Here is a 13,159-nt window from a genome sequence, read left to right on the forward strand (position 1 = left end):
CCCTTAAAATGGCTTAGCGGGTTGTTTCATGTAAGGATTCATTGAGCTGGTCGACTACAATCGCCCATTCTCCATCCGATGCAATTTTTTCTGTCAGAAACTGACGTTGAGCTTCATTCCAGAAAGGAGCTTCCAGTAAGGTCAGATCTTTATGTAACTGGTGCTCGTGAATAAATTTAGCAATTCCTTCTTCACTTGAATCCAGACCTAACTGTGCAAATAAATGTGTCATACGCGGTCGAACTAGAGTCATATTCAGCACCTCAGCTTTTGCTATTGTTATCATGTTATGGCTATTTTGTGTCCCTGAGCATAGCATGTTTGTTCCGGCACGCGCAGCCTAAAAAGTACTGCGACTTTCGTCCTAGTGGGCATAAAAAAGCACGACCGGCGTTGTGCTGTAGCACTACAATAAATTAAATTGACCAGTCCTGAATGTCCCAGCCCTGCTCAATGGCAAGCGCTTTCAGGCGGTCATCCGGATTGACAGCAATGGCATGGTCAGCATACTCCAGCAGGAAACGGTCATTAATCGAATCAGAATAGGCCCAGGACTCTTGCACCTGACGGCCTGCCAGCCACTGATCCAGACGTGCCAGCTTGCCTTGCTGATAGCAGGCAATATTAATCACCTTGCCGGTATATTTACCCTCCACCCTTTCAGCATTGGTGGCAATAATCTCGCTAATACCAAACTCCTGGAAAATAGGCGCGGTAATAAAGTCCGACGTCGCGGTGATTCCCACAATTTCATGGCCCGCCTCCTTATGACGCTGAATGGCTTTAAAACCCTCCGGACGCATTTGCGGGCGAATCACTTTTTGCATGAACAATTGATGTAATTTAGTCAGATAATCCTGCTCATGTCGGGTTAAAAACTGGAATACAAATTCGTTATAGGCAATCGGGTCCAGCTGGCCTTTTTTATAATCTTCATAAAATTTATCGTTTATGGCGCGATGCTGAACTGGATCGACCAGGCCTTCATGAACCAAAAACTCTCCCCAAGAATGATCTGAATCAGTATTTAACAAGGTGTGATCGAGATCAAATAGTGCCAATTTCATGAAAATACTCGTAAAAACTGAAATTTAAGAAAAAATTTGTAAATCTATCTCCGCTAGTCGATAGAAATTCGTTAAGATCATAACAATTTTAACATTTTTAAACTTTGCTTTTTGTGTGCAGGATAAAGAAATAAACATCCCCCAGAAGCAAAGGCATAAATTAAACAAATTTTTTAGGTAGCCAAATGATCGACTCTGAAGGTTTCCGACCGAATGTCGGGATCATTTTGGCAAACGATGCTGGACAGGTTTTATGGGCAAAACGCATTGGTCATAATGCATGGCAATTTCCACAAGGCGGGATCCAATTTGGAGAAACCCCCGAGCAGGCACTCTATCGTGAGCTGAGAGAAGAAGTTGGCTTACTGCCTGAACATGTCCAAATAGTTGCGCAAACCAAAGGCTGGTTGCGTTATCGTTTGCCACACCGCTATATACGTACGGATTCAGATCCGGTATGTATCGGTCAAAAGCAAAAGTGGTTTTTACTCAAATTGACGGCGCCGGTACAGCACATTCAGTTGAACCTGTCCGATCCACCAGAATTTGATCAGTGGCAATGGGTTAGCTATTGGTATCCATTGGGCCAGGTCGTGAATTTTAAACGTGATGTTTATCGCAAGGCAATGATCGAGTTGTGCCAGCAGCTCCCACAGCAAAAACCTTAAAAAATCGCATCAATATGCAGATTTTTTGGCTGGCTATTGTTATAAATAAGTATCCGATTAAAATTCTGAGTATGACGGAGCAGAACTGATGTCAAATATGCAACTGGACACTTTAAGACGCATTGTTCAAGAAATCAATGCCTCGGCCAGTTTGCATGAATCTCTCGAGATTATGGTCAATCATGTGGCTGCCGCCATGCATGTGGATGTCTGCTCCATCTATCTACTGGATGAACGCAACCAGCGTTATCTATTGATGGCTTCTAAGGGTCTAAACTCTGAGTCTGTCGGCCATGTCTCCTTGCATACCAGTGAAGGTCTGGTGGGTCTGGTCGGGCAGCGTGAGGAAATCGTCAACCTCGATAATGCCTCCAAACACGAACGCTTTATGTACCTGCCTGCAACCGGAGAAGAGATTTATAACTCTTTTCTCGGCGTGCCGGTCATGTACCGTCGCAAAGTGATGGGTGTACTGGTGGTCCAGAACAAAGAACCTCAGGATTTCTCTGAAGCAGCGGAATCTTTTCTGGTCACACTTTGTGCCCAGTTGTCGGGCGTGATTGCACATGCCCACGCGGTTGGCAATATTGATGTTTTTCGCAAGCCCAGCAATCTGCCTGCCTATAAAACCTTTCAGGGAATCTCCGGCTCTGGCGGAATTGCACTGGGCCGCGCTGTTATTCTCTATCCGCCCGCCGATCTGGCCGCTGTACCAGATCGTGAAGCCGACGATATTAGTGAAGAATTACAGCTTCTGGACAATGCCCTAGATTCAGTGCGTGAAGAAATTCAGGCGCTGGATGAAAAAATGCAGGATGCACTGATGGCCGAAGAACGCGCCCTGTTTAGTGTGTTCCTGCGCATGCTGGATGAAAATGCCCTGCCGGCTGAAATTAAAGCTGAAATTCGTGATGGGAACTGGGCACAAGGCGCAGTCCGTATTGTAATTGATAGCCATGTGGCCCAGTTCGCCCAGATGGAAGATGACTATTTACGGGAACGGGTTGCAGATCTGAAAGATCTGGGACGGCGCATTCTGGCACGCTTACAGGAAGCGGATTCCAGCCACCGTGAACTCACCGACGAAAGTATCCTGATTGGTGAAGAAATTTCGACGGCTGCCCTGGTGGAATTACCGGTCGATAAGATTGCAGCGATTGTAACCTCTGAAGGGGCCATGAACTCGCATATGGTCATTGTGGCACGTGCCCTCGGTATTCCTACCGTGGTCGGGGTGACCGAGCTGCCAATCAGTAGCATTGATGATGTGGAAATGATTGTGGATGCACATCAGGGCCGGGTGTTTATCAATCCGCCACGCCGCCTGCGTACCCGTTATAAAGAAATTCAAAAAGAAGAAGAACTGATTGCCAAAGATCTGCGGCAGTATGAAACCAAGGATACCATTACCCCTGATGGCATTGTGGTGAAACTGTATGTCAATACCGGCCTGATGATTGATGTGGTTCGTGGCGTACAACGGGGTGCCAAAGGCGTTGGCCTTTATCGCTCTGAAATTCCTTTTATGCTGCGAGATCGCTTCCCCGGTGAAGAAGAGCAGCGCGCCATTTACCGCCAGCAGCTGAGCCATTTTGCCAACAAACCGGTGGTCATGCGTACCCTGGATATTGGTGCCGACAAGGATCTGCCTTATTTTTCGATTGAAGAAGAAAATTCAGCCTTGGGCTGGCGCGGCATCCGTTTTACCCTCGATCATCCGGAGATTTTCTCTTCCCAGATCCGCGCCATGCTGAAAGCCAGTATCGGGCTGAATAATCTGCATATTCTGCTGCCAATGGTGACCAGTGTCAGCGAAGTCGAAGAAGCCTTATATTTGCTGGAACGCGACCATCATGCCGTTCAGGAAGAAGAACAGGTCAAAATTACCAAACCCAAAATCGGTATTATGGTGGAAGTGCCCAGTATCTTATATCAGATTGATGAGTTCTCGGAACTGGTGGACTTTTTTTCGGTCGGCTCCAATGACCTGACCCAGTACTTGCTGGCAGTTGACCGTAATAATCCGCGGGTGGCCAATGTCTATTCTCATTTGCATCCTGCTGTCTTACGCGCGCTGGACCGCCTGGTTCAAGACTGTCATCGCAATGAAAAGCCGGTCAGTATTTGTGGTGAAATGGCAGGAGATCCGCTTTCTGCAATTCTATTGATGGCAATGGGCTTTAATACCCTGTCGATGAGTTCCAGTAATATTTTGCGGGTCCGCAAGGCGATCTGTCATGTGCCGATGAACGATGCGCAAGAGATGCTGGCACATGCCTTAAAAATGGATAATCCTCTGGTGGTGAAAAGCCGGATTGAATATTATTTTAAAGCCCATGGTCTGGGGGATATGGTGAAAGCAACCACCCGGATTGTCGGGGCTTAAACACCAGCCGCCAAAAAATGCAGTAATAAAAAAGGGCGATCATCTTGTTGATATCGCCCTTGTTTGTGCTTGGTGTAGCCACGTTTTGCATTTTTCTTCCGGTCTACAAAGACCTGACTCTTGTTGACCTCATGCATGTGTTTCGCCACGAAGTTGTGAATGACCACTTCTGGCAGTGCTTTTTTCTTTGCCATCGCGCTGTCCTTTTTCAGTTGAGGGGCTTTAGTCTCGGTTCAGGTTTTCGGTTGAGTCAACCTGCAAATCCTGTGGATTTCAGTTATTGCCTATAGGATTAATGGGTTCACAGGGTTGAAATTCAAGCCCGTTCAGCTTGCATTATTTCTTGCATGTAGGCGCTCATTTCCATGAGCTTGAGAGAAGCTGATCATACGCTTTTTTGTACATTGTACAATCTTTTTTATTCAGCCAAGCTGGGCGGATTACAGCATCCAGAAAATGGAAGACAGGTTCTTAAGCTGCCAAGACCCGCTCCAACACCCGTTCCACATCCACCTGCTTCGCCTCAATCATTCCCGCCACACGGCCATGAAAACCGCTATAGCGGGTTTGAATAAATCCATCGGCTACATAGTCCGGGGCATGACGTGTCAGCAACACTGCTTGGGCCAAAATCACCAGACGGCTAACCAGACTGCGTCCCATAAACTGTAATTCTTCGGGCGGCTGCTGGAAGAGTTTAAATAAAGACTGCAATTCCGTTTTTAGCGTTTCATTGTGCATAGCGGTAGATGCCCAGTCTTTAAACAGCATTTCCATCGACTCAGGTTCACGTGCAATGGCACGCAGTACATCCAGACACATGACATTGCCTGAACCTTCCCAGATGGTATTTACCGGGGCTTCTTTAAAGATACGCGCCATAATACCATCGTCAACATAACCATTACCGCCCAAGACTTCCATCGCCTCGCCTGTCAGCTCGACAGCCCGTTTGCAAATCCAGAATTTAGATGCTGGTGTCATGATGCGTTTCCATGCCAGTGCTAAGGCATCATCGGATTCATAACAATGCGCCAAATGAAAACTAAGTTGCATGGCCGCTTCAGTTTCTAAAGCCAAATCTGCCAACACGGCGCGCATCAAGGGCTGTTCAACCAAATGCTTGCCAAAAGCCTTACGCTGACGGGTATAGGCAAGGCATTGTACCAGAGCCTGGCGCAGCATGGCGGTACTGCCCACCGAACAGGTAAGCCGAGTGTAATTCGCCATTTCGATAATCGTGGGAATCCCACGCCCGGCTTCACCAATCATTATGCCCCAGGCCTGATTAAATTCGACCTCGGAACTGGAATTACTGCGATTGCCGACTTTGTCTTTTAAGCGCTGCACATGAATATTATTTTTTGTGCCATCGTCCAGCCAGCGTGGTACAAAGAAGCAAGCCAATCCTTCCTGCTCGGTTTTTGCCACCACCAAATGTGCATCACACATCGGCGCAGAAAAAAACCATTTATGTCCGGTCAGCACATAGGCTTTGCCACGGCCCGGCTCCGCAATTGGCACAGCAATGGTCTGATTCGCCCGCACATCTGAACCACCTTGCTTCTCGGTCATGCCCATGCCTAGCCAAATTGATTTTTTCTGGGCAATCGGTACATCGCGCTCATCATATTCAGTCGATAGCAGTTGCTCACCCAGCTTTGCCCATAGCTCAGGTTCACGCTGGATGAGCGGAATACTGCCCAGCGTCATGGAATTGGGGCACAGGTTGCCACATTCGATCTGTCCAGCCAGATAAAATCGAGCCGCCCACTCCACCCATCTGGATGGAGATTGCGGGTGGTTAAAGGGATAGGCATGTGTGTCGAAGTGACGGTTCAAGCCCATCCATTTGTGCCAGGAGGGATGAAATTCAATGAAATCTTTACGACGGCCACGGGCATCAAAGGCATGCAAGATGGGAGGATGTTGATTGGCCAGTTCGGCATGTTGATAATATTCGGCTGAACCGGCCATTTGTGCCATTTTAGACAAGGTGGCCTGATCTTGGCTGCCATAGCGCTGTAAAATTTGCTGTAATACGATATCGGTTTCAAATAAATTATAATCCTGCTTTTCATCAAACTGGTTGTGAATTTGATGGGTCGTCCATGTCTGCATTGCTCTCATTCCTGTTTTATTTTTATGGCTGTTTTCATCCCAGTATAGTCAATAAATCGCCCCCGCATAGGCAGTTTTTAAAATAAAAATTTTATCAAAAATCAGTGAGGCGCATGTGCTGTATAGCTTCCATATGCCAAATGACCTAGGTCAAGACTGCTGTAACGGAGCCATCCACTACAACTCGCCAGACCCGTGAATTCATTTAATTTTAAATAAATAACAAAAACTTGAATAATCGAAATAAACGGTTAATGCAAACATAATATTCTATTTGTCAAAATGCATAATTCTGATTAATCTCAGAGCCTAACACTCTGCTTAGAGCAATAAGATAACTACAACTTTCATGTTATTGTGCTTCTAGACATTTTTGCATTTTTTAATTTTTCGGTTTTTGAAGATCGCATCGCTATAGCAACGCCACTTTAAAATCAATTTACAGAACGGTTCATATTGGATTGAGCGTGATACTCTGCATAGATTCTTCTCCCAGTCCTCAAAATATGATAATAATGGAGATATACAATGAGCGATGACTCTAAAAAATGTCCTGTCACGCACCTTACCACTGAAGCTGGTGCGCCTGTTGTAGACAATCAGAACAGCATGACAGCTGGTGCACGTGGCCCCGTGCTTGCACAAGATTTATGGCTGAATGAAAAACTGGCAAATTTTGTGCGTGAAGTGATTCCCGAGCGTCGTATGCATGCCAAAGGTTCGGGGGCTTTCGGTACCTTTACCGTCACCCATGACATTACCCGCTATACCCGTGCCAAGATCTTCTCTGCAGTAGGCAAAAAAACCGAGATGTTCGCGCGTTTTTCTACCGTAGCGGGTGAACGCGGCGCAGCTGATGCCGAACGTGATATTCGCGGTTTTGCCCTGAAATTCTATACGGAAGAAGGGAACTGGGACTTAGTCGGCAACAATACCCCGGTATTCTTCCTGCGTGATCCTCGCAAATTCCCGGACTTAAACAAAGCGGTTAAACGCGATCCAAAAACCAACAAGCGCAGTGCCACCAATAACTGGGATTTCTGGACTTTATTGCCTGAAGCCCTGCATCAGGTGACGATTGTGATGTCAGACCGTGGCATTCCAGATGGCTACCGTCATATGCACGGTTTCGGCAGCCATACCTACAGCTTTATTAATGCGCAAAATGAGCGCTTCTGGGTGAAATTCCACATGCGCACCCAGCAAGGCATTCAAAACCTGACCGATGCGGAAGCAGCAGCGCTGATTGCCAAAGACCGGGAAAGCAGCCAGACCGACCTATTTGATGCCATTGAGCGTGGTGATTTCCCGAAATGGACAATGTACGTGCAGATCATGCCGGAAATAGAGGCAGAAAAAGTCCCTTATCATCCATTTGACCTGACCAAAGTCTGGCCAAAAGGCGACTATCCACTGATTGAAGTGGGTGAGTTCGAGTTGAACCGCAACCCTGAAAACTATTTCCAGGATGTGGAACAGGCGGCATTTGCACCAAGTAATCTGGTTCCAGGGATCAGCTATTCACCGGACCGCATGTTACAGGCCCGTTTGGTGAACTATGCCGATGCTGTGCGCTACCGTGTTGGCGTGAATCATTCACAAATTCCGGTCAATGCTGCGCGTTGTCCTGTGCATTCGAACCGCCGTGACGGTCAGGGCCGTGTGGATGGCAACTATGGCTCATTGCCCCATTATGAGCCAAACAGTTTCAGCCAGTGGCAGGAACAACCAGAGTTCAGAGAACCTCCACTAAAAATTACCGGTGATGCGGATTTCTGGGATTATCGCCAAGACGACAACGATTATTTCAGCCAGCCACGAGCCCTGTTCAACTTGATGAACGATGAACAAAAACAGGCCTTGTTCAATAACACTGCCGGCGCGATGGGGGATGCACTGGATTTCATCAAATACCGCCATATCCGTAATTGCTATGCATGTGAACCTGCATACGGTGAAGGTGTCGCCAAAGCATTGGGCATGACTGTGGCCGATGCACAAGCCGCGCGTGAAAGTGATCCTGCGAAAAACTTACCAAGTTTTCTCTAAAACTTGAGTGAAGAGCCTAAAAAACCACCTTCGGGTGGTTTTTTGTTGGTCGTTCATGCAATATGAAAACAGCCCATCACAAAACAAGTATAACCATGCGCAAGACGCTAGAAGACATCATTCAAGAATACGACATTATTTTATTTGATGCCGTGTGTGTCATCTGCACGCGCTGGGCACGTTTTTTAATCCGATATGACCGAAAAATCCAGTTTAAATTGGTCTCTGCACAATCTCCCTTAGGCTCTGCCCTGCTTCAGCATTATCAGATGTCAACGGAGCAGTATACGACGCTGCTCGTCATTAAAGAGGGGCAGCTCTATACCGAATCGACTGCTGTGCTAAAAGTCATGCAGCAACTCGGCTTGCCTTTTTCATTCATGAATATCGGGTATATTATTCCACGCGTTGCACGCGATTTTCTGTATCGTCAGGTTGCTTTAAACCGTTATCAGTGGTTTGGAAAAACCAATACCTGCCTGCTACCTTCTAGTGAAAATAAGCGCCATTTTCTGGAAGATGTGATGGATGAGTCTTAAGTTTTTAGCTACTTTGTACGGTTTGGCTCAGGATTGTTGGACGGTGGCTGAATCGGGGGAGCTATGCGAAAACTCCAGCTTGAACTTTCTGGAGAGATGAATGTTTTTTGGCTGATGGGGCTTAGCTCCCCTATCACACGGACAGCAGGATTTAGCCCACCGATCATGAAGCCTGCCCTGCTGATTCTTCTCATTGTCCTAGAACAGCATCCAGCAGCTAGACAATAATGCGCTTGCCTTCACGAATACAGTAAAACGGGTTAATCAGCTTGGAAGAATGTTGGATAATATCCTGCAAAACATTTTCAGGCTGGTCACGGTCTTCATCGGTCAACTGGAAAGTCCGGTAATGAATGGCCAGAGAACAGCGCGCATGCAGGTCCTGATGGGCATGAAAGGCATCTTCGGGGTTCATATGGATATAACGCATCAGCTCACGCGGCTCATAGGCCCCGATAGGCAATAATGCAATTCGCGGTTCACCCAGACGTTTGCGGATTTCCTTGAAATGCGAAGAATAGCCACTGTCGCCGGCAAAGAAACAGTGTTCCTTACCATGCAGCAAGGAAAATCCTCCCCATAAGGCACAGTTCTGATCACGCGTGCCGCGTCCTGAGGCATGCTGCGCAGGTGTATACACAATCCGGATGTTTTGGAAAAAGCTGTTTTCCCACCAGTCCATTTCAATCACATTATAGTCTTTAGGCAGATACCAGGCATTTCCCAGACCGGTATAGATCGGCATCTTAAAATTGTGATGCAACCAGCCAAGTGTGGCCAGATCCATATGATCATAATGGTTATGGCTAAGCAGCACCGCATCAATCGGAGGCAATTCATCCAGGGCAATCCCAGCAGGAATCACCCGTTGTGGACCGCGGGATGAAAACGGGCTGGCATATTCTGACCAGACCGGATCGGTCAGAAAGTTATAAGGCCCAATCTGAATCAGGACCGTGGCATGGCCGATAAACCAGATTTGCCAGTCATCCAAAGAAGCATCGGGGCGGTGATGTGGCAAGGCACGCGGACGCGACAGGAAGTCGGCCTGCTCCTGTTTCAGGTTCACTTCCCAGGTTTTGGACTTTCTGGTAAATAACCATTTATACAAGTCGAAGCGGCTCTGCTCAAGCGAAGAGGGCTCCAGATTTTTGAACCGTTGACCATCAAAATGCGCTGAATGCAAATAGTCAAATACCGGCTTGGACCAGAGATGCTTCCAACTGGATTCGGTCTCAAGCTGAAACTTTTTAGTTTTAAAAAAATCTTGCATAAACATCCACTATTTATTATTTGCTATATGCAAGACAGCATCGACTTGAGGCGCTCAAGCGAAGTATCTTTGTTATTAGCATACCAACTTCTATACCTGCGTATCTAAGCATACTATGAAATCTGATCAGGGTATTCATTTATGTTTTTGTTATTTTTAGCAAAAAAAACAAAAAAAGGAAGAGCTTCGAAACTTTGCGAGTAGTTACTGGTCGGATTAAACAGACTTTCGATATGCTGCCCTGATGTACACCCCAGCTCAAATATAGCAGCCTTTTGGCTCTCAAAGAAAGCCAGCTTGAACGCCTAAACCATCCTTTTAAAACAGGCGCTATCCACTTAAGCTGAAGCCTCACCTGATAAGCGGGGTGTTTAGACCCGGCCCCGGGTGCGTTCCAGCCATACTGCCTTGGTTTGCGGCTTGACAAAGAGGGCAATAATTTCAGGATGTAACTGTTTGATCTGGGCTTCTATCCGATTGACACAGTGTTCAATTTCATCTGAAGTCAGATCATCTTTAAATTCCAGACTTAAAAATACAATCACCTGATGCGCGCCCATCTGTTCAGTCAGCAGACCGTTGGCGCTATGAACGGCATGATCCTGCTGGGCTACTTTTAAAACATGGTCTCGCAGTTTGGGATCTGCAACTTCGCCGAGTAACAGACCTTTGGTTTTCTGCGCCAAAAGCCAGGCTGAAATCGCCAGTACAACGCCAATCAGAATTGATGCTGCACCATCCAGCTCGGGAATATTCAGTTGATGGGCCAGGAAAATTCCGACCAGGGCAATCAATAAGCCGGTCAAGGCAGCAGTATCTTCAAATAATACGGTAAAAGTGGTGGGATCTTTACTGCGTCGGAATGCGGCAAAATATCCGAGCTTGCCTTTCTGCTTGCGAAAGGCTTTTAAAGCCATCCACCAGGAAAACCCTTCACATACAATTGCGATACCCAGCACAATATAGTTAATGACAGGGTCCTGCATTTCCTCAGGCTGTAAAATATGCTGTATGCCCTGATAAATGGAAACGATGGCGCCTAGGGCAAAGACCATCAGAGCCACAATAAATGCCCAGAAATACAACTCGCGACCATAGCCAAAAGGATGTTGGGCATCTGCCGGTTTTTGGGAGGTTTTCATGCCATACAGCAGCAGAATTTCATTTAAAGTATCCACCACGGAATGGATGGCTTCGCTCAGCATTGCTGAACTGCTGGTCATATAGGCTGCAATAAACTTCACCACTGCAATCGTCAGATTCCCAAACAGGGCAGCATAGACCACAACTTTATTTGATTCAGACATCCTGAAACTGTCCTAAACAAGCTGCATTCAGCTTTTCTTGTCTTATGTACCAGTATTTTAATCAGTTTATAAGCAGCAGTTGTTTTACAAATTGTTGTAGCGTCGTGAGATTGAGAGATGATCCACTGAAGTTCTAAAAAGAACAGCTGAGGCCCTTCCTGTTTGCTGTGCCGCTAAGTTCTGGAAAAATACTGTTCGCGCCATTCTTTCCAGAAATACATGACAATGCCCAACATCACCACCGCAATTCCGGCGAAAGCATGACTGCTAATAATTTCATTGTTAAGTGTGGCTCCCAACACCAAGGCAATCACCGGGGTCATTACATTACTTAAAGAGACGGTAGACGCAGCCAGACGGCGGATCAGCCAGAAATAGCACAGCATGGCCACAATTGATGACATGATCATGGTAAACAGGAACCCGATCATGGCATGGGTACCTGGCATCTGTGTGGGAAAATGCTGCCAGATAAACGGGATTAACAACAGTGAACCTGCCGCAGACACCAATAATGAACCGGTGGCTTGCGACATTGGTTTTAGCGGTGCATTAATCTGTTTGACCCAGAAAATCGAACTGATATACGACACCATACTGATCAGCATCAGGACCACGCCCCACGGGTTAATTTTTGAATCTGCCGAATCGGCAAAGACAAAACTCAGGCCAGCTACCGCAACCGCCATTCCCAGCCATTGCAGCCATACCAGCCGATGGGTTTTTAAAATCACATGCCCGATCAAGCCGGCAATCAGCGGTGAGAATCCAAAAATCAGGGCCATCAGACCTGAAGTTAAATAATTGGCAGCCAGATAAATAAACAGCTGGGCGCCAATTAAATTCAAGCTTCCGGCCAGATAGCTTTGCATCGAGGTACGGTCAAAAGGTAATGGACCGCGCATCAGTTTGAGCACTAGCAGCGCAATGATGGAGGCACCAAAATAGCGGATAATCAGCACCCACATCGGATGCACCTCTGCCACACTCCAGACAATCGCCAGCGGCGTCGCTGCCCAAATCAGCACCAAAAGCGCATATATACTTGCCGTCACCAGCATAGAAGATGAATTTGAATTCATAAATGACTCAATTAAATATAATAAAAAGAATTAAACCAAAAGTTCTGTTCAAATCCACGATTAGCAGTATTACAAGCGGCATGGATGCCGCTCGAGCGTTTGGGATACAAGGAAGTATCCTCAAACGCTCAAAAGATTTTTGTTACTTTTCATCTTTGAAAAGTAAGACACAACTGCACAAAGTAATTAAACGTCGCAATATAAATAATGGTCATGCCAAAACAATAAATAAAGTAGCCATAAAAAAAGCAGACCCCAGTTCCCCAAGATCTGCCTTTGTTAAACATTCAGCTTACTTCACCAGCTTACGCAAATCCTGGCTTAAATCCAGATATTTATCCGCCTCAAAAGCCGCCTGCTTGCTGATCAGTTTTTTCAGATGACGCATGTCTTTGGCCGCATTCACCGTGATGCCACCGACGATGATGCCATCTGTGACACCAAACAATACAAATGATGAATCAGCCCCCTGCTCGGCATTCATTTCACCACGTACAACCCACTCGCTTGCTGTCATATCACCCACGAACTGGTAGTTGATATTGAGCTGATCGGTCCAGAACCACGCCGGATTAGGGGTTGGCTGCTCGAACCCCATCACATGACGGGCAAAAATTCCGGCTTGCAGATTGGCATTTTCCCAGGTTTCGACACGGCGATGATTGCC

Annotated in this window: 12 protein-coding genes; 4 read left to right on the plus strand and 8 right to left on the minus strand. The window is 46.7% G+C overall.

The window, feature by feature from the left end:
• Positions 1-13 precede the first annotated feature (13 nt).
• Together E2K52_RS04790 and E2K52_RS04795 are read right to left on the minus strand one after the other, a co-directional pair.
• Positions 14-253, minus strand: a complete 240-nt coding sequence (locus E2K52_RS04790; protein WP_151204018.1) for a DUF2789 domain-containing protein — start codon at positions 251-253, stop codon at positions 14-16.
• A gap of 163 nt (positions 254-416) precedes the next feature.
• Positions 417-1,067 carry an HAD family hydrolase gene (locus tag E2K52_RS04795; protein ID WP_151204019.1) on the minus strand — a complete coding sequence of 217 codons (651 nt, stop codon included), beginning with the start codon at positions 1,065-1,067 and terminating at the stop codon, positions 417-419.
• A 185-nt stretch (positions 1,068-1,252) separates the two neighbouring features.
• Here E2K52_RS04795 and E2K52_RS04800 point away from each other — a divergent pair, with 185 nt between their 5' ends.
• Together E2K52_RS04800 and ptsP are read left to right on the plus strand one after the other, a co-directional pair.
• Positions 1,253-1,735, plus strand: a complete 483-nt coding sequence (locus E2K52_RS04800) for an RNA pyrophosphohydrolase (RefSeq protein WP_151204020.1) — start codon at positions 1,253-1,255, stop codon at positions 1,733-1,735.
• An 88-nt stretch (positions 1,736-1,823) separates the two neighbouring features.
• The gene (ptsP, locus tag E2K52_RS04805; RefSeq protein WP_151204021.1) at positions 1,824-4,121 is read left to right on the plus strand and encodes a phosphoenolpyruvate--protein phosphotransferase; all 2,298 of its coding nucleotides are present in this window, start codon (positions 1,824-1,826) and stop codon (positions 4,119-4,121) included.
• Here the strand turns inward: ptsP and E2K52_RS04810 are convergent.
• Together E2K52_RS04810 and E2K52_RS04815 are read right to left on the minus strand one after the other, a co-directional pair.
• Positions 4,118-4,315 (minus strand): hypothetical protein, encoded by a 198-nt coding sequence (locus tag E2K52_RS04810; RefSeq protein ID WP_151204022.1) that lies wholly within the window; start codon positions 4,313-4,315, stop codon positions 4,118-4,120. The two genes, ptsP and E2K52_RS04810, sit on opposite strands and share 4 nt — an antisense overlap.
• Before the next feature lie 277 nt (positions 4,316-4,592).
• Positions 4,593-6,242, minus strand: coding sequence for an acyl-CoA dehydrogenase family protein (locus E2K52_RS04815; RefSeq protein WP_151204023.1), 1,650 nt, complete (start codon positions 6,240-6,242; stop codon positions 4,593-4,595).
• 528 nt (positions 6,243-6,770) lie between these two features.
• Between E2K52_RS04815 and E2K52_RS04820 the strand changes: the two genes are divergently transcribed.
• Positions 6,771-8,291, plus strand: a complete 1,521-nt coding sequence (locus E2K52_RS04820) for a catalase (protein ID WP_151204024.1) — start codon at positions 6,771-6,773, stop codon at positions 8,289-8,291.
• A 95-nt stretch (positions 8,292-8,386) separates the two neighbouring features.
• Positions 8,387-8,830 carry a thiol-disulfide oxidoreductase DCC family protein gene (locus E2K52_RS04825; protein ID WP_151204025.1) on the plus strand — a complete coding sequence of 148 codons (444 nt, stop codon included), beginning with the start codon at positions 8,387-8,389 and terminating at the stop codon, positions 8,828-8,830.
• Between the two features lie 217 nt (positions 8,831-9,047).
• Here E2K52_RS04825 and E2K52_RS04830 read toward each other — a convergent pair whose 3' ends face one another.
• The 4 genes from E2K52_RS04830 to E2K52_RS04845 all read right to left on the minus strand — a co-directional run.
• Positions 9,048-10,103 carry an MBL fold metallo-hydrolase gene (locus E2K52_RS04830; RefSeq protein ID WP_151204026.1) on the minus strand — a complete coding sequence of 352 codons (1,056 nt, stop codon included), beginning with the start codon at positions 10,101-10,103 and terminating at the stop codon, positions 9,048-9,050.
• Positions 10,104-10,474: 371 nt separating this feature from the next.
• Entirely contained in the window at positions 10,475-11,410 is a 936-nt protein-coding gene (locus tag E2K52_RS04835; RefSeq protein WP_151204027.1) for a cation diffusion facilitator family transporter, read from the minus strand.
• A 173-nt stretch (positions 11,411-11,583) separates the two neighbouring features.
• Positions 11,584-12,492: a DMT family transporter gene (locus E2K52_RS04840; RefSeq protein ID WP_151204028.1), complete on the minus strand. Its 909-nt coding sequence runs from the start codon at positions 12,490-12,492 to the stop codon at positions 11,584-11,586.
• 292 nt (positions 12,493-12,784) lie between these two features.
• Positions 12,785-13,159: oxidoreductase C-terminal domain-containing protein (locus E2K52_RS04845; RefSeq protein ID WP_319922799.1), on the minus strand; the 375-nt coding region annotated here is incomplete at its 5' end.

Source organism: Acinetobacter sp. RF14B (genome assembly GCF_006864105.1).
Classification (GTDB): Bacteria; Pseudomonadota; Gammaproteobacteria; order Pseudomonadales; family Moraxellaceae; genus Acinetobacter; species Acinetobacter lwoffii_C.

Excerpts from the sequence above, each read along its gene's own strand:
- E2K52_RS04790 (WP_151204018.1), bottom strand. The coding sequence starts at position 253 with ATGACTCTAGTTCGACCGCGTATGACACATTTATTTGCACAGTTAGGT.
- E2K52_RS04815 (WP_151204023.1), bottom strand. The coding sequence starts at position 6,242 with ATGCAGACATGGACGACCCATCAAATTCACAACCAGTTTGATGAAAAG.
- E2K52_RS04830 (WP_151204026.1), bottom strand. The coding sequence starts at position 10,103 with ATGCAAGATTTTTTTAAAACTAAAAAGTTTCAGCTTGAGACCGAATCC.
- E2K52_RS04820 (WP_151204024.1), top strand. The coding sequence starts at position 6,771 with ATGAGCGATGACTCTAAAAAATGTCCTGTCACGCACCTTACCACTGAA.
- E2K52_RS04810 (WP_151204022.1), bottom strand. The coding sequence starts at position 4,315 with ATGGCAAAGAAAAAAGCACTGCCAGAAGTGGTCATTCACAACTTCGTG.
- E2K52_RS04825 (WP_151204025.1), top strand. The coding sequence starts at position 8,387 with ATGCGCAAGACGCTAGAAGACATCATTCAAGAATACGACATTATTTTA.
- E2K52_RS04840 (WP_151204028.1), bottom strand. The coding sequence starts at position 12,492 with ATGAATTCAAATTCATCTTCTATGCTGGTGACGGCAAGTATATATGCG.
- E2K52_RS04800 (WP_151204020.1), top strand. The coding sequence starts at position 1,253 with ATGATCGACTCTGAAGGTTTCCGACCGAATGTCGGGATCATTTTGGCA.
- E2K52_RS04795 (WP_151204019.1), bottom strand. The coding sequence starts at position 1,067 with ATGAAATTGGCACTATTTGATCTCGATCACACCTTGTTAAATACTGAT.
- ptsP (WP_151204021.1), top strand. The coding sequence starts at position 1,824 with ATGTCAAATATGCAACTGGACACTTTAAGACGCATTGTTCAAGAAATC.
- E2K52_RS04835 (WP_151204027.1), bottom strand. The coding sequence starts at position 11,410 with ATGTCTGAATCAAATAAAGTTGTGGTCTATGCTGCCCTGTTTGGGAAT.